We start from the raw sequence: 20525 nt of genomic DNA on the forward strand, positions 1-20525 counted from the left end.
CAGTGGTTATATGTCCAAGATCTAGTTGTGCTCGGTTCTATAATCGGTGGTTATGGAGCTTCGGCAGCTGGAGTACTTCGTCGCGGTCGTGGAGGAGGGCTCGTTCACGCGGGCCGCGGAACGGGTGCACGTCGCCCAGCCCGGTGTGAGCGCGCAGATCAGGCGGCTGGAGCGCGAGCTGGGCCACGACCTGCTGGACCGGTCGGGGCGCGCGGTGACGCTGACCGACGTGGGCGCGGCGGTGCTGCCGCTGGCGCGGGCGGCGCTGGGGTCGGTGGAGTCGGCGCGGCGGACCGTCGAGGAGCTGGCCGGGCTGGTGCGCGGCACCGTGCGGGTGGGGATGGTCGTGTCGTGCGGGATCATGGACCTGCCGGAGCTGCTGTCGGCGTTCCACGCGGCGCATCCGGGTGTGGAGATCACGTTGGCGGAGGCCAACTCCGACGAGCTGATCGAGTCGCTTGTGGACGGACGGCTGGACCTGGCGCTGGTCGGGTATGCCGGCGACACACCGGCCGGGCTGACGGTGCGGGTGCTGGCCGACGAGCCGCTCGTGGCGGCGGTGTCGTCGTCAGATCCCTGGTGTGGCAGGGATTCCGTGACGTTGGACGAGCTGCTGGAGCGCGGGCTGATCAGCCTGCCGGTCGGGACGGGGCTGCGCGGGGCGCTGGACGCGGCCTGCGGGCCGCGGCGGCCGCGGATCGCGTTCGAGGCGTCGGCGCCGCCGATGGTGATCACCCTGGCGCAGCGCGGTCTCGGCCCGGCGATCCTGGCGGAGTCGATGGTGTCCGGCCTGCACGCGGTGCGGATCACGGATCCGGTGCCGTGGAGCCGGTTGGCGCTGGCGTGGCGCTCGGAGGGCCCACACAGCCCGGCGGCGCGGGCGTTGATCGCGCTCGCGGAAAAGCGCGTGACAGCGAATCCTTAGTTCTGCCACGATCTCCGGCATGTTCCTGACGGCTGAGTGCGCGACGTTCGCAGGTGTTCCTGCGGGCGCGCTCGCCGTCGCCTCGGCGCAGCTGACCGGCGCCCGACTCTGACCCTTCTCCAGTCCGTTCCTCCAGGACCGCTGGAGGAGGGTCGTGGTGGTCGACCGGTTCTGGGCAACCCGGCTGTTCTTTCGAGGAAACAGGACGATGAAGCAGGAGTTCGTACGCGCCAAGCCGCACCTCAACATCGGCACGATGGGTCACGTGGACCACGGGAAGACCACGCTGACCGCGGCCATCACCAAGGTACTGTCCGAAGTGGACCCGTCGGCCACCGCCTTCACCGCGTTCGACCGCATCGACCGCGCCCCGGAGGAGCTGGCCCGCGGCATCACCATCAACATCGCGCACGTCGAGTACGAGACGCCGACGCGGCACTACGCCCACGTCGACATGCCCGGCCACGCCGACTACGTGAAGAACATGATCACGGGTGCGGCGCAGCTCGACGGCGCGATCCTGGTGGTGTCCGCCGAGGACGGCACCATGCCACAAACCCGCGAACACGTGGTCCTCGCGCGGCGCGTCGGCGTGCCGCACGTGGTGGTGGCGCTGAACAAGGCCGACGCGGTCAGCGACCCCGAGCTCCTCGACCTGGTGGAGCTCGAGATCCGTGACCTGTTGTCGCGCTACGGTTTCGACGGCGACGCCACTCCGGTGGTCCGCGTCTCGGGCCTGCGCGCGCTGCAGGGCGACCCGGCGTGGACGCGGTCGATCGTGTCGTTACTGGAGGCCGTGGACACCCACGTCCCGGTGCCGGAGCGGGACCTCACCAGCCCGTTCCTGATGCCGATCGAGAACGTTCTGACCATCACCGGCCGCGGCACCGTCGTGACCGGCGCGGTGGAACGCGGCGTGCTCACCACCGGCGACACGGTCGAGGTCGTCGGCCTCGGCCCGGCCGTCACGTCCGTGGCGACCGGCATCGAAACCTTCGGCAAGCCGATGCAGCAGGCCCAGGCGGGAGACAACGCCGCGATCCTGCTGCGCGGTGTCCGCCGCGGCGACGTCCGGCGCGGCCAGGTCCTGGCCCTGCCCGGCACCGTGGCCCCGCACACCCGCTTCCGCGCGACCGTGTACCTGCTGTCCCACGTCGAGGGCGGCCGGCACACGGGCATCGCCACGAACTACCGCCCGCAGTTCCACTTCCGCACCGGCGACGTCGTCGGGGTGGTCGAGCTCGACAGGACGCTGGCCCTGCCAGGGGACACCGTCGAGGTCACCGTGGAACTCGGCAAGGCGGTGGCGATGGACACCGGACTCGGGTTCGCGATCCGCGAGGGCGGCAAGACCGTGGGCGCCGGCACGGTCGGCGAGATCCTCGCTTAGGGCGGCGGCGACGGCCCGAGAAGGTGGTCGCGCTGCCTTCGGGAGGGTGTGGTGGGGCCTTCAGGCTCTGCCGCACCCTTTCTCGTTTTCGCAGGTCAGTGGGGTTTCGGCGGTCGGTTGCGGGTGGCGCGGGGTCGCTCGATCGGGTGAAGCGTGTCCGGATTCGGGTGGGCCGGCGTCTCTTCTCTTGGTTGGTCGGCGTGCGAGGCGTGCGTCACCGGATCGGGTGAAAGGAGGGCGGATGTGTCCGGATCTGGATGCTCGCTCGTCCCGTATTGGGAAACGCGCGGGGCGGCGGGGAGAACGCTGGGCGGCTCGGTGGTGTGGCAGCCAGTCCGCGTCACCGAGCAGCGGCCCGCCGTTCAGCGCACACCACTGGAGCTGCGGCACGTCGCCTCGGTCGGTCAGCCCGAACCGGACAACCAACCACGCCTGGCCAGACCGCAGCCAGGCCAGGCCAGGCCGCAGTCAAGCCTCGACCACACCGCAGCCAAGCTCGACCAGACCCGCAGCCAAGCCCGACCACACCGCAGCCATGCCTGGGAGCCCGGCGCAGCTACCCCGACCGGTCGCTCACCGAGTGCGCCGCACCGACCGGCTTTGACTCGGGCGATCCGCGCTGCCGCAGGTACACGCTGAGAATGGCCATCGACGCGATCGCGAGGAACTCCGACTGCCAGTTCTGCAGCGACCGGTTCCAGAAGTCGGCGCTGAAGAAGTACTCCAGCAGGCTCATCTTCGTGGCGAGCGGGTCGGAGTTGTTGGCGAACCAGCCGGCGATCCACTGCGCGGTCCAGGAGAACAGGAACAGCGCGAGCATCGCGAGCCCGAGCGACTTCGAGTACAGCGCGGTGCGCCAGCCGCCCGCGCGGGCCCACCGCGGGGAGGATTCGGTGGTGTGCCGGCCGAGTTGCTGCTCCTCGTCGCTTTCCGGGCCGGCCTTGTCGGCCGGTTTGGACTCCGTGGAGCCGCGTTGGACCAGCCACACGGTGGCCCAGACGTAGAGGAAGAACTGGAGGTACTCGGACTGCCAGTTCTCCACGACGTCGACGATGAAGTCGGCGGAGACGAGGTAGGAGCCGAGGGACAGCAACGGCTGGCCCAGCGAGGCTTGACGTTCGTTGTAGTCGGCGTGGCCCGTGAAGAACTGGCCGACCAGCGCGGCGAGGAAGAGCCCGGCGAAGACGAGCGTCAGGCTGTGCTCGCGCAAGAACCTCCTCATTGGACCGGAGTTCCCGGCGGGCTTTCCGCTAAACCCTGAGGTTCAGCGCGGCTCGGGTCCGCCGCGCTGGACCGCGATGAGCAACATGGTCTGGGGCGGGCGCTGAACTTCGGCGAACGGCACGGTCTGGGCTTGCCGCCGAATTGCGGCGAGCGACGCGACTCGCGTGCGCCACCGGACCTTGGCGAGCGGCGCGACTCACGTGCGCCACCGGACCTTGGCGAGCGGCGCGACTCGCGTCCGCAACGGAACCTCGACGAGCAGCGCGTCCGGACCCTGCCGCCGAACCGCGGTGAGCGGCGCGATCCGCGTCCGCAACGGAACCTCGACGAGGAGCACGTCCCGAAGCCAGCGGCCGAACCGCGGCAAACGGCACGAGCTGTGCCCGCTGCTGAACCCCGGCGCACCACGCCGCGAGGTCGGCCTCCAGACTTCAGGCTGGAGGCCCGGCCTGCGCCACCACCGAACCCCGACAAGCCACACACCCCGGAGCCCGCGGAACCCCGACGAGCAAACACGCCCCGAAGCCAGCCGCGGGACCCCGGGTACGGCCGCGGCGGCGTTGGGCAGAGTGCCGTTGCAGGACACGCCAAGCACGCCGACGTTGCAGCCGACCCGCGTCCGCCACCAAACACCGCCAAGCAACATACCCCTGGGGCTCGCCGAACCTCCACAAACGACAAGCCCCAAAGGCGGCTAATCCTGGATGAGCGGCACGACCTCCTTGGCCCAGAACTCGAAGAACTCCTGCTGGTCGGGCCCGATCTGCTGCACGTAGACCTCGTCGAACCCGGCCTCGGCGAACTCCTTGATCTTCTCCGCGTACGGCTCTGGGTCGGGGCCGCAGGGGATCGCGTCGCGGATCATCTCGGGCGTGACGAGCTGTGAGGCCTGTTCGAAGTGGCGCGGGGTCGGCAGGACCTGGGCGAGCTCGCCGGGCAGGCCGTCGTTGGGCCACAGGCGGTGTGCGGTGGCGACGGCGTCGTCCTGGGAGCGGGCGTAGCAGACCTTCAGGCCGCTTTGGGCCGGGCCGCGGCCGCCTTCGGAGCGGTACTTCTCCACCAGGTCGCCGGAGGGGCCGACGCACATGTAGCCGTCGCCGGTGCGGGCCGCGAGGCTGACGGCCTTGGGGCCGAACGCGGAGACGTAGATCGGCACCGGCTGTTCGGGGAGGGTGTAGATGCGGGCGTTCTCCACGGTGTAGTGCTTGCCGTGGTGGGTGACCTCGTCGCCCTTGTGCAGCGCGCGGATGAGGCCGATGGCCTCCTCCAGCATTTCCAGGCGCACGTCGGCGGACGGCCAGCGGTCGCCGAGGACGTGTTCGTTCAGGGCCTCGCCGCTGCCGACGCCGAGCACGAAACGGCCCTCGCACTGGACCGCGGCGGTGGCGGCGGCCTGGGCGATGACGGCCGGGTGGATGCGGACGGTCGGGCAGGTCACGGCTGTGGTGATCGGCAGCGTGACGGCTTCGGACAGTGCGCCGATGGTGCTCCAGACGAACGGGGACTGGCCCTGTTCGTCGTTCCACGGGTGGTAGTGGTCGGAGATCCACAGCGCCTCGAAGCCGTGCTGGTCGGCCAGGCGGGCGTTGCGGACCAGCTCGCGCGGGCCGTGTTCTTCTGAGGAAAGGAAGTAGCCGAGCTTCACGGCAGCAACTCCTGGATCTTGGTTCGCAGGCCGCGCGCCATGACGCCCCAGGCGTCCGGGTCGCCGCGCAGCACCGCCTCGGTCATGTCCTTGAGCTGGTCGAACGTCGCGTGCGGCGGGATCGGCGGGACGTTCGGGTCGCAGCGCACGTCGAGCACGGTCGTGCCGGCGTACGCGAGTGCCGTCTCCCAGGCCGGGCCGAGCTGGTCGGGGTCGTCGACCTCGATGCCCTGCAGGCCGATCGAACGCGCGTACTGCGCGTACGAGAGGTCCGGGAGGGTCTGGGACGGCTCGAACTTCGGGGCACCTCCCATCGCGCGCAGTTCCCACGTGACCTGGTTCAGGTCGTTGTTGTGGAACACGCACACGATGCACCGGATGTCGTGGTGCCGCAACGTGAGCAGCTCCGCCATGCCGTTCATCTGCATGGCGCCGTCGCCGACGAGCGCGATCAGCGGGCGGTCGGGTTGGGCGAACGCGGCGCCCAGGGCGTACGGCACGGCGCAGCCCATTGTGGCGAGCGTGCCGGACAACGAGGACCGCACGTCGCCGCGGATCTTGAGGTTGCGGGCGTACCAGTTCGTCGCGGAACCGGAGTCGGCGGTGACGATCGCGTTGTGCGGCAACCGTTCGGACAGCTCGTGCACGATCCGCATGGGGTTGACCGGCTCGGCGGGTACGAGTGCCTGCCGTTCCACGACCTCCCACCAACGGGTGACGTTCTGCTCGATCGTCTGACGCCAGGAGCGGTCGTCCTTCCGGTCGAGCAACGGGATGAGCGCACGCAGCGTCTCGCGGGCGTCACCGACCAGGTTGACCTCGGTCGGGTAGCGCATGCCGATCGTGCTGCCGGCGAGGTCGATCTGCACGCCGCGGGCCGTTCCGGGCTTCGGCAGGTACTGCGAGTAGGGGAAGTTCGATCCGATGATCAGCAACCGGTCGCAGTCGCGCATCATCTCGTAGCTCGGCCGGGTGCCGAGCAGCCCGATCGAGCCGGTGACGAACGGCAGGTCGTCGGGCAGCACGTCCTTGCCCAGCAACGCCTTCGCGACGCCCGCGCCGAGCAGGTCGGCGACCTCCCGCACCTCCTCGGCGGCGCCGCGTGCGCCCTGGCCGATCAGCACGGCGACCTTCGAGCCGCTGTTCAGCACCTCGGCGGCGCGCCGCACCTCGTCGGTGGCCGGCACGACGGTGGACGACGGCCGGGACGGCGGGCTCGACGGGATGTACTTGAACTCGTGCTTGGGCGCCGCGTAGTCCTGCTCCTGCACGTCGTTCGGGATGATCAGCACGGCCGGCGCGCGCTCGGCGGCAGCGGTGCGGAACGCGCGGTCCAGCGCGTTGGGCAGCTGCTCGGGCACGGTGACGTCGACCAGGAACGCGGCGACGTCGCGGAACAACGAGTGCAGGTCGACTTCCTGCTGGTAGCTGCCACCCAGTGCGGTGCGGGCGGTCTGGCCGACGATCGCGACGACCGGCACGTGGTCGAGCTTCGCGTCGTACAGCCCGTTGAGCAGGTGGATCGCCCCGGGACCGGAGGTGGCCAGGCAGACGCCGACGTCGTCGCTGAACTTCGCGTAGCCGACGGCGGCGAACGCGGCCATCTCCTCGTGCCGGGTCTGGATGAACCTCGGGTCGTCGTCCGCCTTGCCGAACGCGGCCACGATCCCGTTGATGCCGTCGCCGGGGTACGCGAACACCTGCGCGACCTTCCAGTCGCGCAGGCGTTGCACGATGAAGTCGCCGACGGTCGTCATGCGGAGGCGCCTTCCAGCACGTACACGGTGTAGGCCGAGCGGATGATCGGCTGGGCGACGTTGCGCACCCGCACCCCGCCGGGCGTCATGCCCTGTTCGGTGCCGAAGTGCGCGTGGCCGTGGATCGCGAGGTGCGTGCCGGTCTTGTCGATGGCCTCGCCGAGCAGGTACGAGCCGAGGAACGGGTAGATCTCCGGCGGCTCGCCGCGCAACGTGTCCGGTACCGGCGCGTAGTGCGTCAGTGCCACCTTGATGTCGGTGTCCAGTTCGGACAGTGCGCTCTCCAGCGTTGCCGCGATGTCGCAGGTGTGCTGGATGAACGCCTTCATCTCGCGTTCGCCGAACGCGCTGCCGCACTTGCCGGCGAAGCCTCCGCCGAAGCCCTTCACTCCGGCGACGCCGAGCGTGCAGCCGTTGATGCGGGTCTCGAAGGTCGTGCCCTCCAGGACGTGGAGGCCCTTGTCCTGCAACGTCTTGGTGACTTCGAGCGGTTTGTCGTCCTGGTGGTCGTGGTTGCCCAGCACGGCGACCACGGGCACCGGCAGGTCGGCGAACTCGTCGGCGACGACCTCGGCCTCCGCGACCGTGCCGTGCCGGGTCAGGTCGCCGGCGAGCAGCAGGACGTCGGCGTGCTCGCCGACCTTCTCCAACGCGGGCCTCAGCCGGCCGCGCATGTCCTCGCCCAGGTGCACGTCACCGACGGCGGCGATGCGGATCATCGCAGGTCCTCCTCACCTTCCGGTTCACCGGCCGGTGTCACGCGCACGTCGTTGAGGATCGTCAGCTCGGGTGCCGCCTCGTGCAGCACCTCTTCCAGCGCGGCCCTGCGGTCCGCGCACGCGACATCGCCGGAGAGCATCACGTGGTCCCCGCGCACGGTCACCCGCACGCCGAGCTCGGCCGTTCTCGGGTCCTCGGCGACCGCCCTACGCAGATTCGCCGCGAGGTACTGCTCGGAGCTCATGGTCCCTCCCGATGATGTCCAGGCGTTCGATCAGCACCAGGAACGCCTCCGCGTACGGGGAGTTCTTGGTGTCGTCCCGCACCTGCTGCCAGTCGATCTGCTCCCTGAGCGCGCGGGCGAACGGCAGCAGCTCGCTGAAGTCGCACCGGTGGCCGTCCAGCACCAGCAGCTTGCTGGTCAGCACGTACGTCGCCGGCATCACCGGCAGCACCACCGACCCGACCGGCAGCTCCTCGGCCATCGCGAGGATCTCCTCGGTGACCGGCCGCTCGTTGGGCCGGAACAGCAGGTCCACCAGCGAGTCGCCGTCGTAGACCTTCAACAGCCAGTCTTCCGGCGGTTCCGCGGCCCGCAGCCCTCGTGACACCAGCACCCGCACGGCCTCGGTGGCGTCCTGCTCTCGCACGAGCAGGTCGACGTCGTGCTCACTCGCCGGGCCACCGCGCGCGTAGCCGGCGCACCCGCCGGTCAGGGCGAACGGAATTTCGGCGCTGCGTAAGGCGTTCGCGACTTTTGTCAGCGTCCGCAGCAGCTCGTCCTGCACGTCGCTCATGCCAGCGGTTACCCGCATGTCCGCGGGGTGAACCTCGAACTCGATCAGACCCGGTCGGTCGCGAGCCGCGCGTGCCGTTCCGCGTCGAACCGCTCGCCGTCGTAGAGCAGCCGCGCCCGTTCGACCCCCTCCACCGCGTACCCGGCACCGAGCGCCACCCGGCACGACGCGAGGTTGTCGGTCCGGTGCGCCAGCTCCAGCCGGAACAGGCCCAGCTCGCCGAACGCCCAGTCGCTCACCTCGCGGCAGGCCCGCGTCGCGAGGCCGCGGCCGCGTGCCGACGACCGCACCCAGTACGACACCCACCCGGTCAGGTGCCGCCGGTCCACGCTCGACACGGTGATGTTCCCGACCGGCACGCCGTCCGACAGCACCGCGAACGCGTACGCCGTGTCGTCCACCCGGCTCGTGGCGAGCAGGTCGATCCAGGCGACCGCGTCCTCCAGCGAGGTGATCGCGGTCGTGAACTGGTGGTCCACCAGCGGCTCACGGGCGGCGGCCAGCAGCACCGGAGCGTCGTCGGGCAGCCACGGCCGCAGCAGGTCGGTCACCTGTCCACCTTCTGAAGATGCCGGGCCGGCTGCAACTCAACGGGCCCGCCGGACGTCCAAGAGGTGAACCGACCCAGGGAGTGCGGATGGTCATCTTCGGCTGGCGAACGACGGTCCAGCAGCTCGTGATGCTGACGCTGGTGTGCGGCCACTGCGGTCACCAGGCCGCGCACAGCCTCACGCGCAGGGTCACGAAGCCCACGATCTTCTTCATCCCGCTGTTCACGATCAGCAAGAAGTACGGGATGCAGTGCACGTTCTGCGGCGTGGCGTACGACATCAGCTCGGCCCACGCGCATCAGCTGGGCGCGGGCGTCTGACAGGCGGCGCAGCCGGGCGCGCCGGCATCGGTGGTGACGCGCCCGCACTCGGGGCAGACCAGGTCGAGGAAACACGCGGTCTCACCGACGTCCGCGGCCGACCGGTCGTCACGACCGGGTAGAGCAGCGCGGTCCCCGGCGAGGTGTCCGGGAACGCCGTCGGCATCATCAGCCCGCTCACCAGCCATTCCCCGAGCCTACGCGCGCAGCCTCCGACAAATATTTTTGTCAAGACGAACCAAACTGTCTTGACGAGGAGAACTTTCGGCAGCAGGATGGGAGCATCACCGCGAAGGAGGAGCCATGGGGCACGCGTTCGAAGGCACCGAGCAGGTCGAGGTACCGGCGTCGGTCGAGGACGTCTGGGCCGCGATCGCGACGGGGCCGGGCATCGACTCGTGGTTCATGGGCCGCAGCGAGGTCGAGAACGGCCAGGTCACGCTGTCCTTCGGTGGGCTCAGGCTCAACTCGGAGGTCACCGCGTGCGACCCGCCGAAGCACTTCGTGCACGACAGCGGCAAGGCCGAGGACGGCCGGTTCATCGCCTACGAGTTCATGATCGAGGGCCGCGACCACGGCAGCACGGTGCTGCGGATGGTCACCAGCGGCTTCCTGCCCGGCGACGACTGGGCGGACGAGTACGAGGCGATGCGGCTGGGCGGCGCGCTGTTCTGGCGCACGCTGGTCGAGTACCTGCACCACTTCGCCGGCCGCACCGCACGGCCCCTCACGGTCTTCGGCCCGGCGGTCACCGACTGGGACGAGGCCTGGCGCAGGCTCGCGGACGGCCTGGCCGACCGGCTCCCCGGCGCGGTCGAGTACCACCGCAACTCGCACACCCTGGGCCTGCGCACCCAGAACGGCATGTACCGCTTCCTGCGCGGGTTCCACGGCCCGATGATCGCCGCACACCACGTCTTCGCGGGCGACGAGTCCGAACAGGACTGGCAGCGCTGGCTCGACACCACCCTGGGAGAGACGAGATGACCCGCTTCACGACCTCGGCCGACGGCACGGAGATCGCCTGCTCCGTCACCGGTTCCGGACCGGCGCTGGTCCTCGTGGACGGCGCCCTGTGCCACCGCAGGTTCGGCCCGACGACCGAGCTGGCGTCCGTGCTGGACAAGGACTTCACCGTCCACACCTACGACCGCCGCGGCCGGGGCGAGACCGGTGACGGCGCCACGCCGTGGTCGCTGGAGCGCGAGGTCGAGGACATCGACGCGATCATCAGGGAGGCCGGCGGCACGGCGTTCGTCTTCGGTGTGTCCTCCGGCGCGGTGCTCGCCCTCGAAGCCGCGTCCCGGCTGCCGTCGATCACCCGTCTGGCGGTCTACGAGGCGCCGTTCGTCGTGGACGACACCTACCCGGCGCGTCCGGCGGACTACGTGCGGACGCTGGAGGGGCTCATCGCGCGCGGCGACCGGTCCGGTGCGGTGGCGTCGTTCATGAAGCTCGTCGGTACGCCCGGTTTCGCCGTCGCGGTCATGAAGCTGACCCCGGTGTGGAAGAAGCTCAAGGCCGTGGCGCACACGCTGCCGTGGGACCTGGCGCTGCTGGGCGACGACGGCCGCGGCGAGAAGCTGCCCACCGGCCGCTGGCAGGTGGAGGTGCCGACGCTCGTGATGGACGGCGGCAAGTCGCCCGTGTACCTCCGCAACGCCATGAAGAACGTCGCGGAGGTCGTCGAGGGCGCCGAGCACCGGACGCTGCCCGGTCAGACGCACATGTACAGGTCGTCGGTCGTCGCACCGGAGCTGGTCGAGTTCTTCTCGCGGGCCCAGCGCACCGCCGGCCCCATCGCGTAGCCGGCCAGCACGAACAGGCCGCCGACCAGGAGCCAGCCCACGCTCCCCCACCCGAGCACGACGGTCGTGAGCAGCGCGGGTCCGACCATGCGCGCGACCGCCGTGCCGGTGCCGAAGAAGCCCTGGTACTGGCCCTGCCGGTCGGGCGGGGCGAGGGAGAAGCTGATCTCCCACGCGCCGGAGGCGAGCATCATCTCGCCGAGCACCTGCAACGCGGCGGCGGCGACCAGCAACGCCGCCGCGGGCCAGGCGCCGATGCTGAACGCCGTGGCCGCGAAGACGACGCAGGACGCCAGCATGACCAGCCCGGCGTGCCGCACGAGCTTCGAGGCCCGCGCGAGACCGGTGGCACGCCGGGCGATCCGCACCTGGAACAGCACGACGGCCGCGGTGTTGAGCACCAGCAGCGCGGCCGCGAGCCACGTCGGCGCCTCGGTGCGCTGCACGATCCACAGCGGGATGACCAGGCTGAGCAGCGGCATGTACAGCAGCATCACCGCGTTGATCAGCATGACCAGCGCGTACGGCCGGTCCCTCAGCACGTCGAACCGGCCCGTGGTGCGGGTCATCGTCGTCTCCGGCAACGTCACGAGGATCGCCGCCGCCGTGAGGAAGCTCAGCGCGTCCAGCGCGAACACGGCCGTGTAGGCGATCTCCGTGCCGAGGTGCAACGCGAACCCGCCCGCCGCCGCGCCGATCGCGATGCCCGCGTTGGCCGTGGCCTGGATGCGTGCCCGGACCCGCGTGCGTTCCTCGGGTGTCGTCAGGCCCGCGAGCAACGCCTGCCGCGCCGCCTGCAGCCCGCTCTGGCAGCTCGCGTACAGGCACATGACCAGCACGAACACCAGGTGGTCGCGCGTGCCGAGCAGGACCGCGATGCTCGCCGCGGTCAGCACGGCCAGCACGACGGCGGTGGTGCGCGGCCCCCACCGGTCGGCGAGCGAGCCGAGTGCGACACCGGCCGCCGCGCCGACACCCCACGCGACGGTGAGGCCGAGCCCGACCTGCGCCGGGCTCAGGCCGACCACGAGCGTGAAGTAGAGGGCGGAGCAGACGAGGAAACCGCCGTCGCCGATGGAGTTCGTGAGCTGGGCATATGCGAGTCGCCGGGTCATGTTCACGACCGTATGGCGGCGATTGGCCCTAGTCGTAGGACAAGACCGCACTGCTTCTTTGGGCCAATTTCGTGCCGACCCACGAGACCGCATAGGCCAGCACGATGAACATGAACGCCACGAGCAGGCAGTTCACCGCCACGGCGCCGTAGCCGTGTGGCCGCGGGTCGATGAACGGGTACGGGTACCAGTGCACTACCGGGCCCCTGACCAGCGTGTACACCAGGTAGGCCAGCGGGAACGCCAGCCACGTCCACGGCCGTGCCGTCTTCTCCGGCCGGAGAACCCACTCGACGACGACGAGGACCGGGACGACGACGTGCAGGACCCAGTCGGCGTACGCCGGTGTCTGCACGTCGACGTCCCTGAGCAGCATCGTGTAGACGATGCCCGTGGTGGCCATGTAGAGCACGGCGGCGCCACGCAGCTGCGCCGACACCGGCCGGAACACCCCCAGTACCGCCACGCAGGCCGCGAACAGGTTCGACAGCACCGTGAAGTAGCTGAAGTGGTTGACCCCGCGGAACCGGTCGCCCAGCACCACGACCAGGTACACCTCGGCTGAAAGCACCAGCAGGAACACGGCCGTGCGGAGCAGTCTGATCACGCTGGAATTAGAACCCGGATCGATCAGGGGTGCATCCGGGCACCCTTGACGATCTTGTCCACGGCGTTCTTCCGGCCGTGCACCGCCATGCCGACGAGGTCGAGGTCCTGGGTGTGCACCTTGCGCACAGCGGCCCGGTTGTCGGCGTCGTTGCCGGTGGCGAACAGGTCGGCCGTGAAGATCGACACGAGCTGGTTGCGGGCCAGCACACGGCCGTGGGCCTTGGTGAGCAGGTCCCTGTCGCCCTGCAGGACCACCACGGGCTGGCCGAACATCGACAGGTAGGTCACGTCGTCGGCGTCGACGTAGGGCTCTCCGCGCAGCTCCTGCGGGAGGCCGCTGACGAGGAAGGCGGTGACGTTCAGCGCCTGCCAGGAGGCCAGGTCGTCCCGCAGCAGAACAGCGATCTTGGTGTCGAACATGGCGTCCACCATCGCGGGTGCCACGGCGTGCGGTCTTGTACGTTCCTGACATGGGCAGCACCGCCTGGCGCCCGGCGGTGGAGGGCATCCGGGAGGTCTTCCACGCCGAGTTCACCACCCACGTCTACCCGGCGCACACGCACGACGCGTGGACGTTGTTGCTGATAGACACCGGTGCGGTGCGCTACGAGCTGGACCGGCACGAGCACGGCGCGCTGGTCGACGGCGTGACGCTGCTGCCGCCGCACGTGCCGCACGACGGCCGGTCCGCGCACGCGTCGGGGTTCCGCAAGCGCGTGCTGTACCTCGACGGTGACGTCCTGCCCGCGGGACTGGTCGGCAGGTCGGTCGACACCCCGATGCTGGTCGACCCGTTGCTGCGGCAGCGGGTGCACCAGCTGCATTTGGTGCTCGACGAGCCGCTGGAGGCGCAGAGCCGGCTGGCGTTGATCACCGAGCGGATCACGCACCACCTCGCGGGCACCGCACCGCAGGTGTTCGCCGACCCGACGCTGGCCGACCGGTTGCGCGAGCTGCTCGACGCCTCCCTACCCGGCGGCATCACGCTGGCGGAGGCGGCGGCGAAGCTGCAGACCAGCCCCACGCACCTGGTGCGCGCGTTCAGCCGGCGGTTCGGGCTGCCGCCGCACCGCTACCTGACCGGCCGGCGGGTCGACCTGGCCCGCCGGCACCTGCTGGACGGGCGTCCCGCGGCCGAGGCGGCGGTGCTGGCCGGGTTCCACGACCAGTCGCACCTGACCCGGCATTTCCGGCGTGTGCTCGGTACCAGCCCCGGCCGGTTCGCGCGCTGACAGAATCACCCGGTGCACGTCGACATCCTCGGCCCGGTGGAAGCGCACGCCGCGGAGGGCAAGATCCAGGTGGGCGGTCCGCGGCCGCGCACCCTCCTCGCGCTGCTGGCGTTGCGGGCGGGCGAGGTCGTGCCCGTCGACCGGCTGATCGACGAGCTGTACGGCGAGGACCCACCGGCGGACGCGGCGAACGCGTTGCAGGGTCAGGTCTCCCGGCTGCGCCGGGCGCTCGGGGTGGCCGGGCTGGTCGAGCTCCACCCGGCCGGCTACCGGTTGGCGCTGGCACCGGAAAGCGTTGACGCGCACCGGTTCGCTGCGCTGGCGGCGGCCGGGCGGCAGGCGTTGGAGCAGGGTGACCCGCAGGCGGCGGAGACGGTGCTGGCCGAGGCGCTGGCGTTGTGGCGTGGACCGGCGCTGGCCGGCACGACCGCGGCCGGGCACGCGGAACGCCTTGAGCGGCAACGACAAGCCGCCTCGCACGACCTGATCGCCGCGCGGATCCGGTTGCACCGGGCGGACGTGGCGGAGATCCAGGACCTCGTGCGGCAGCACCCGCTGGACGAACGGTTGCGCGGCTTCCTGATGCAGGCGCTGCACCAGCAGGGCCGGCAGGCGGAGGCGTTGCAGGCGTTCGAGGACGCCCGCGCGGTGCTGGCGGAGGAGCTCGGCACCGACCCGTCGGCCGAGCTGCGGGCAGTGCACGTGCAGCTGCTGCGCGGCCAGTCCCAGCGCGAACTGCCCGCGCAGCTCACGAGTTTCGTGGGCAGGCAGGCGGAGCTGGACCGGATCGCGGGGCTGGGCGCGGCCCGGTTGATCACGCTCACCGGTCCCGGCGGTGCCGGCAAGACCCGGCTCGCGCTGCGGGCGGCGGACGAGGACGCCGTCTTCGTGGACCTCGCACCGGTGCGGGAGGTCGCGGCGGCGACGTTGCAGGCGTTGGGCCTCAAGGAAACCGTGCTGCCACCGGAGGAGCGGCTGACGCTGGCGCTGAAGGACCGCGCGGCCCAGCTGGTCCTCGACAACTGCGAGCACGTGGTCGTGCAGGCGGCGGCACTCGCCCAGCACCTGCTCAGCACGTGCCCGCGGCTGCGGATCATCGCGACCAGCCGGGAGGCGCTCGGCATCACCGGCGAGACGCTGTGCCCGGTGCCGCCACTGGACCCCGAGCAGAGCGTGACGCTGTTCGTGCAGCGCGCGAGGGCCGTGAACCCGGCGTTCACCCCGGACGAGCACACCGAGAGCATCTGCCGTGAGCTCGACGGCCTCCCCCTCGCGATCGAGCTGGCCGCCGCGCGCGTCCGCACGCTCACGACCGAGGACATCTCCCGGCGGTTGAGCGACCGGTTCCGGTTGCTCACCAAGGGGAACCGCGCCGCCGCACCCCGCCACCAGACGTTGCGCGCCGTCGTGGAGTGGAGCTGGGACCTGCTGACGGAGGACGAACGCGACCTCGCCGCGGCCCTCGCCACGTTCAGCGGCGGCGCCGCGCTCGACGCCGTGGAGGAGGTGGGCGGGCACGACCTCGAGGTGCTGGAGGCGTTGGTGGACAAGTCGCTGGTCGACGCCGCCGACGGCCGCTACCGCATGCTGGAGACCATCCGCGAGTTCTGCGCGCGGCACAAACGCGTCGACGCCGAGCACGCCGCCCACTTCGCGGCCCTGGCCCGCCGGGCCGGCCCGGAGCTGCGCGGCCGCGACCAGGTGCGCTGGCTCGCCCGGCTCAGCGCGGAGCACGCGAACCTGCTGCAGGCGCTGACGTGGACCACCCTGCACGCGCCCGCCGAGGCGTTGCGGCTGTTCAGCGACCTGTCGTGGTACCTGTACCTGAAGGGCAGCCGCAACGAGGTCGAAGCCACCGCGCGCACGCTCCTCGACCGGGTGCCCGAGCAGGTCAGCGAGGACTACGCGATCCTGCTGGCACTGGCCGACCCGGAACGCGTGCGCGGCGTCCTGGAGCGGCTGCACGGCCCGATCCGCCAGCCGTTCGTGCTGATCGCGTGGGCGATGCTGGCCGGCCCGCCCGAGCCGGACGCACCTCGCACCTCCTTGCAGGAGGAGGTCGAGCGCAGCACCGACCCGTGGGTCCAGGGCCTGATCGCGTTCAGCAACGCCTACACCGAGTGGACCCTGCACGGCGACCGGGCCAAGGCGGTCGAACGGTCTCGCGAGGCGCTGCGGCGGTTCCAGGACCTGGGCGAACGCTGGGGCGCGGCCCAGGTCCTCGACGTGCTGGCCACCCTCACCGAGGACCCGCACGAGGCCCTCGCGCTGACCGACGAGGCGTTGCGGGCCGTCGGCGAGCTGGGCGCCCAGGAGGAGCTGGCCGAACTGCGCACGCGGCGCGCGGACCGGTTGCTCGACCTCGACCAGGACGCGGCCGAACACGACTACCGCACGGCCCTGGACCTGGCGACGCACGCGGGTCTCGCGACGACCAGGGCGCTGGCCTGCGCGGGCCTGGCGGAGATCGCGCGCCGCAAGGGCGACCCGGCCGAGGCCGAGCGGTTGTTGGTGGCCGCCGGCCAGGAGCTCGGCTTCGGGTGGATGCACGCCAACGCCAAGCAGCACGTCGAAGCGGCGCTCAGCGAGCTGAGGCGTGGTCGGGGAGCTTGATCGCCGTGGCGGCCCTCGGGTCCGTGGCCCGGCAGGCAACACCGGGCCGCCGACCACCTACTGTTCGTTGATCAACGTCAGCATCTGCTGGATCTGACCCGACCGCGAGTCGCGCACCCGTTCGGCGTAGGCCGTGGTCTCCGGGTTGGAGCCGTCCTTCAGCTCCGTCTGCGCCATCTCGACGGCGCCGCCCTGGTGGCCGGTCATCAGGTTGAGGTAGGCGAGGTCGAACTCCTCCTTGCTCCTGTCCTTGACCTCGCTGATGACCTTGGCGTCGAGCAACGGCATGCCGCCGTGCGCGGCGTGCACGTTCGGGTCGCTCGACGGCTGCTCGGGTTTGCCCCAGAGCTTCAGCCAGCCCCTGAGCATCTCGAGCTCCTCGCGCTGCGTCGCGTCGACCGCGCCCGCGAGCTCCTTCACCTTCGGCTTGGTGGCCATTGCCTTCGCCACCTGCGCGAGGTCGATGCCCTGCTGCAGGTGGGCGACCATCATCTGCGCGAACATCACGTCCGCGTCGTTGAACCTCGCGCTGGCAGCGGGAGGTGGTGCGGCGGAGGTCGCCGCACCGTGCCCGTGGCCGTGTTGCTGGGCCTCCGGCACGATGGCGTCACCTCCGCCGCACCCCGCCAGCGCCAGGACCGCCACCGCGATCACCAGGCGCCTCATCGGATCAGATCTTCTCCCACAGCGCGGCCGCGTTCGGCGGCTCCCAGCCGACCAGCGACGTGTGCGGCTGCCGGCAGCGGTACGTCGAACCGCCGTAGGTGACCTGCGCACCCGTCGCGTACGCCGTGTTCGGCGCCCACGTGCCACCCGCGGGCGGCTGCGTGGTCGGCGGGGCCGTGGTCGTGGTGGGCGGCTGCGTCGTGGTGGGCGGCGTCGTGGTGGGCGGCGGGGTCGTGCCGCCACCGACGTTGACGTCGATGCAGGAGTAGAACGCGGCACCGGTGTCGGCGATGTTCCAGATCGCGAAGATCTTCTGGCGGCCGGAGAAGCCGTTCAGGTTGAGCGTGTGCCGGACCGGGTCGACCGGCGCCGCGTTGTTGCCGTTGACGTACGCGACGCGCGAGCCGTTGATGTAGTACTCGTAGTCGCGCGTCTTGTGGCGGGCGGTGAACGTCCAGGACACCGTCAGGCTGGTGCCGGTGCTGGTCGCCTTCCAGCCCTTGTTGTCGTCGTTCAGCTCGTCGAAGTCGCCACGAGCGCCGTTGCAGTTCATCAGGCCCTTGGGCCCTTCAGCGCTCTGCGGCTCGTACGTGGGCGCACCACACGGAACGGTCTTCTGCGCACACTGCGCCGAACGGCTCGGCGGCGACGACACGTACCCGTGCGCGCTCGCCGAACCGACAGGGGTGATGAACACGATTGCGGGGACCGCGGCCATGACGAGCGCCGCTTTGCGGGTGAGTTTCATCGTCCGAACTCCTTGGATCGTTCCCAGGCGGGGTTGACCCCGTTGCAGGGGGCGGGAACCGGCGGCGTTCTGATCGCTCGCCGATCGGGTTTCGGTGTGGTCTAGACCATAAACCGGAGTTCAGAAAGTGGTCAAGGAGTCACGGGCAGCGAACCGGGACGAGTTCCCCACCCACAGGTCCACTCGCACAACTGGTCCTGTCGGCCGACTAATCCGCCGCCGGATGGGTAATCCCACCGTCATGCGCGATTTCGACGAGCCAGCCCGAGCCACCGGTCCCGGCGTAGTGGTCGACGGACCCGCAGGCGCCCCAACGATCCTCGTGATCGATCCAGCCGGCGAGGCCCTGCACGACGGCATCCCCGCCACCTGGCGCACGCTCACCGACACCCTGCGCATCGTGTGGCTGCGCGTGCCGGCCGCGCCAGGCTGGCAGTCCACAGTGGACAAGGTGCTCACCGCCCACCGCGACGACACGGCCCCGGCCCGCCTCGACGTGGTGTGCAGCGGCCCCATCGCAGCCGACGTCGTCGACCTGGTCCGCGGCCACGAACACCTCGTGAACTCGGTCCTGCTGGTGGACCCGGAAACCGAGGTCTCCGCCCCGTTCGCCCGGGTCATCGCCCGCAGCGACGACACCTCAGACGACCGCATCCCCGCACCCCTGCCCCTCGGCCACCCGGACGTGGTGAACGCGGTCGCCGAACAGGTGAGGTGACAGAACTTCCGCTGAACCGGACAGAACACCCGCCCGTATCCCTCGGCAGGGAACCGAGGACGGGAGGCTTCATGCGTGCGCGCCTGCTCATCATGGTGCTGGGTCTGCTAGCGCTGACGGGCTGTTCGATGTTCGGCGGAGGCAGCTCCGGCGAACCCGCGGCCAACGAGGCGGATGCGACGTTCTCACTGCGCATGATCCCGCACCACCGCCAAACCATCGAGATCTCGAAACTCGCCGTGGAACGCTCGAAGGACCCGTTCGTCATCGACGTGGCCGACAAGATCTCCACCGCCGAAGCGGGCGAGATCGAGCAGATGTCCACCTACCTGCGCACCTGGAACATCCCCATCCCCGGCGACGACCCGAACGGCACCCACAAGATGGCCGGGATGATGACGGCCAAGGACGTGGAGGGCCTCAAGGCCGCACAAGGCACCCAGTTCGACACGCTGTACCTCGCCACCCTGTCCCGCCACCTCCGCAGCGGCGTCGACATGGCGAAGGACGCCCAGACGACCGGTGTGCACATCGGTTCGAAGGCGCTGGCAGGCAAGATCATCGTGTCGCAGACCGAGGTGCTGGACCAGATCAGCGCGAAGCAGAAGTCCTGACGCTGACCGGCCTCTGGGCTGCTGGGGTGCTGGGGTGCTGGGGTGCTGATGCTGCTGATGCTGCTGGCTGCTGGCTGCTGGCTGCTGGGCCGCTGAGGCCGCTGGGCCGCTGGTGGCGGCTTGGCGGTGGACACGCAGTCAGCGGCGGTCGGTGGAGACGCGCTCGACGCCGGACGTACTTGGTGGCGGGTGCGCGGCGGCTGGTTGCGCCGTGCACCCGCCACCGCGTCGTTTGCAGGCTTGCGCAGGGGTCCCCTTCGGTTTTGGCTCCCCCGCGACCCAGGCTAGTGATGGGGTCTGACAGTTTCGGACGGCCATTTCCGGGCGCGGGCAAGCTGAGGCCAGTGCTGGGTTGCCAGGGCTGGGTTGCCAGGGTCGGGCGGACGTAGCCGGGACGGGCGCAGCCGACCGCACGTGACTGGGCGGATGTGAATGGGCGGATGTGAATGGGCGGATGTGAATGGGCAGCCGGGCTGGGCGGCCGGGACTGGAGTGGGGCCGAGGCTGGACGGCCAAGGCTGGGCGGGGCTGGGCTCGACGGACGTGGCTGGACGGATGTAGCCGAGGCGGGCGTAGCTGGACGGGCGTAGCTGGACGGGCGTAGCCCCGAGGCGGGCGGGCGTCGGATCAGGCAGCCTGACCCGACGCGTATCAATCTCCCTTCATGCACGGTCACACCCGTCGAGCGAAGCGAGACGAACCTCCCTCGCCTCAGGCAGTTCACGCCTATCGAGCGAAGCGAGACGTATCTACCTTCCCTTGACGGGTAGCGGTGACTAGCCCTTTGACCTGCGATTGGGGCTTGACTTTGAGGGCGGGGCGATACCCTGGTAGGGATCGGCCGGGCTCCCTTATGCCCGGCCTTTTAAGGCCGACTCATCGCCCCGCAAGAGGCTCGAAGTCAAGCCCCAATCGCAATCGTCGCGAAGCGGCGATGAACCCCGAACGTCGTCCCTGCCTGCAAGACCACCCACCCAAGGCGACAGACAAACGGACGCAACCCAACCCCGCACCCAAGGCGACAGACGCACGGACCCAACCCAACCCCGCACCCAAGACGACAGCCCACGGAC

The 20525-nt window shown here is 70.4% G+C and carries 22 protein-coding genes; 9 read left to right on the plus strand and 13 right to left on the minus strand.

The window, feature by feature from the left end:
* The first annotated feature begins 52 nt into the window (after positions 1-52).
* Both ADL03_RS18595 and tuf read left to right on the plus strand, forming a co-directional pair.
* On the plus strand, positions 53-925 hold the full coding sequence (locus ADL03_RS18595; RefSeq protein ID WP_053734743.1) for a LysR family transcriptional regulator: 873 nt from the start codon (positions 53-55) through the stop codon (positions 923-925).
* A gap of 208 nt (positions 926-1133) precedes the next feature.
* Complete coding sequence (gene tuf, locus ADL03_RS18600; RefSeq protein ID WP_053734744.1) at positions 1134-2315, plus strand: elongation factor Tu; 1182 nt, start codon at positions 1134-1136, stop codon at positions 2313-2315.
* A 556-nt stretch (positions 2316-2871) separates the two neighbouring features.
* Here tuf and ADL03_RS18605 read toward each other — a convergent pair.
* From ADL03_RS18605 to ADL03_RS18635, 8 genes are all read right to left on the minus strand, one after another.
* Complete coding sequence (locus ADL03_RS18605; protein WP_197288441.1) at positions 2872-3525, minus strand: DUF6766 family protein; 654 nt, start codon at positions 3523-3525, stop codon at positions 2872-2874.
* A 210-nt stretch (positions 3526-3735) separates the two neighbouring features.
* On the minus strand, positions 3736-3876 hold the full coding sequence (locus ADL03_RS47160) for a hypothetical protein (RefSeq protein WP_157528918.1): 141 nt from the start codon (positions 3874-3876) through the stop codon (positions 3736-3738).
* 357 nt (positions 3877-4233) lie between these two features.
* Complete coding sequence (locus ADL03_RS18610; protein WP_053734746.1) at positions 4234-5184, minus strand: TIGR03557 family F420-dependent LLM class oxidoreductase; 951 nt, start codon at positions 5182-5184, stop codon at positions 4234-4236.
* On the minus strand, positions 5181-6941 hold the full coding sequence (locus tag ADL03_RS18615) for a thiamine pyrophosphate-requiring protein (protein ID WP_053734747.1): 1761 nt from the start codon (positions 6939-6941) through the stop codon (positions 5181-5183). The genes ADL03_RS18610 and ADL03_RS18615 overlap by 4 nt, the downstream gene beginning before the upstream one ends.
* On the minus strand, positions 6938-7660 hold the full coding sequence (locus ADL03_RS18620; protein WP_053734748.1) for a metallophosphoesterase: 723 nt from the start codon (positions 7658-7660) through the stop codon (positions 6938-6940). The genes ADL03_RS18615 and ADL03_RS18620 overlap by 4 nt, the downstream gene beginning before the upstream one ends.
* A complete protein-coding gene (locus ADL03_RS49650) occupies positions 7657-7905 on the minus strand; it encodes a BON domain-containing protein (protein ID WP_053734749.1) in 249 nt (82 codons plus the stop codon). The genes ADL03_RS18620 and ADL03_RS49650 overlap by 4 nt, the downstream gene beginning before the upstream one ends.
* Positions 7868-8476 (minus strand): nucleotidyltransferase family protein, encoded by a 609-nt coding sequence (locus ADL03_RS18630; protein WP_231641989.1) that lies wholly within the window; start codon positions 8474-8476, stop codon positions 7868-7870. The genes ADL03_RS49650 and ADL03_RS18630 overlap by 38 nt, the downstream gene beginning before the upstream one ends.
* Positions 8477-8502: 26 nt before the next feature.
* The gene (locus ADL03_RS18635; RefSeq protein ID WP_053734751.1) at positions 8503-9009 is read right to left on the minus strand and encodes a GNAT family N-acetyltransferase; all 507 of its coding nucleotides are present in this window, start codon (positions 9007-9009) and stop codon (positions 8503-8505) included.
* An 86-nt stretch (positions 9010-9095) separates the two neighbouring features.
* Between ADL03_RS18635 and ADL03_RS18640 the strand changes: the two genes are divergently transcribed.
* From ADL03_RS18640 to ADL03_RS18650, 3 genes are all read left to right on the plus strand, one after another.
* The gene (locus ADL03_RS18640; protein WP_053734752.1) at positions 9096-9329 is read left to right on the plus strand and encodes a zinc-ribbon domain-containing protein; all 234 of its coding nucleotides are present in this window, start codon (positions 9096-9098) and stop codon (positions 9327-9329) included.
* A 303-nt stretch (positions 9330-9632) separates the two neighbouring features.
* Entirely contained in the window at positions 9633-10316 is a 684-nt protein-coding gene (locus tag ADL03_RS18645) for an SRPBCC domain-containing protein (RefSeq protein ID WP_053734753.1), read from the plus strand.
* Positions 10313-11137, plus strand: coding sequence for an alpha/beta fold hydrolase (locus ADL03_RS18650; protein WP_053734754.1), 825 nt, complete (start codon positions 10313-10315; stop codon positions 11135-11137). The genes ADL03_RS18645 and ADL03_RS18650 overlap by 4 nt, the downstream gene beginning before the upstream one ends.
* On the opposite strand, the gene ADL03_RS18655 is transcribed toward ADL03_RS18650, so the two are convergent.
* Genes ADL03_RS18655 through ADL03_RS18665 form a run of 3 tightly spaced genes read right to left on the minus strand, consistent with a single transcriptional unit; the run spans position 11047 to position 13281 of the window.
* A complete protein-coding gene (locus ADL03_RS18655; RefSeq protein ID WP_053734755.1) occupies positions 11047-12252 on the minus strand; it encodes an MFS transporter in 1206 nt (401 codons plus the stop codon). The two genes, ADL03_RS18650 and ADL03_RS18655, sit on opposite strands and share 91 nt — an antisense overlap.
* A gap of 28 nt (positions 12253-12280) precedes the next feature.
* Positions 12281-12859, minus strand: coding sequence for a Pr6Pr family membrane protein (locus ADL03_RS18660; protein ID WP_053734756.1), 579 nt, complete (start codon positions 12857-12859; stop codon positions 12281-12283).
* 23 nt (positions 12860-12882) lie between these two features.
* Positions 12883-13281, minus strand: coding sequence for a DUF2000 domain-containing protein (locus ADL03_RS18665; RefSeq protein WP_231641991.1), 399 nt, complete (start codon positions 13279-13281; stop codon positions 12883-12885).
* A gap of 50 nt (positions 13282-13331) precedes the next feature.
* Here ADL03_RS18665 and ADL03_RS18670 point away from each other — a divergent pair, with 50 nt between their 5' ends.
* A complete protein-coding gene (locus ADL03_RS18670; RefSeq protein WP_053734757.1) occupies positions 13332-14093 on the plus strand; it encodes an AraC family transcriptional regulator in 762 nt (253 codons plus the stop codon).
* Positions 14094-14105: 12 nt separating this feature from the next.
* On the plus strand, positions 14106-16706 hold the full coding sequence (locus ADL03_RS18675) for a BTAD domain-containing putative transcriptional regulator (protein ID WP_053734758.1): 2601 nt from the start codon (positions 14106-14108) through the stop codon (positions 16704-16706).
* Positions 16707-16763: 57 nt separating this feature from the next.
* Here ADL03_RS18675 and ADL03_RS18680 read toward each other — a convergent pair whose 3' ends face one another.
* Both ADL03_RS18680 and ADL03_RS18685 read right to left on the minus strand, forming a co-directional pair.
* Entirely contained in the window at positions 16764-17372 is a 609-nt protein-coding gene (locus ADL03_RS18680) for a DUF305 domain-containing protein (protein ID WP_063798631.1), read from the minus strand.
* 4 nt (positions 17373-17376) lie between these two features.
* Positions 17377-18120, minus strand: coding sequence for a lytic polysaccharide monooxygenase (locus tag ADL03_RS18685; protein WP_053734760.1), 744 nt, complete (start codon positions 18118-18120; stop codon positions 17377-17379).
* A gap of 322 nt (positions 18121-18442) precedes the next feature.
* Here ADL03_RS18685 and ADL03_RS18690 point away from each other — a divergent pair, with 322 nt between their 5' ends.
* Positions 18443-18838, plus strand: a complete 396-nt coding sequence (locus ADL03_RS18690) for a hypothetical protein (RefSeq protein ID WP_053734761.1) — start codon at positions 18443-18445, stop codon at positions 18836-18838.
* A 71-nt stretch (positions 18839-18909) separates the two neighbouring features.
* Positions 18910-19452: a DUF305 domain-containing protein gene (locus ADL03_RS18695; RefSeq protein ID WP_053734762.1), complete on the plus strand. Its 543-nt coding sequence runs from the start codon at positions 18910-18912 to the stop codon at positions 19450-19452.
* The last annotated feature ends 1073 nt before the right edge of the window (positions 19453-20525 follow it).

The organism is Nocardia sp. NRRL S-836 (genome assembly GCF_001279525.1).
GTDB lineage: Bacteria > Actinomycetota > Actinomycetes > Mycobacteriales > Pseudonocardiaceae > Lentzea.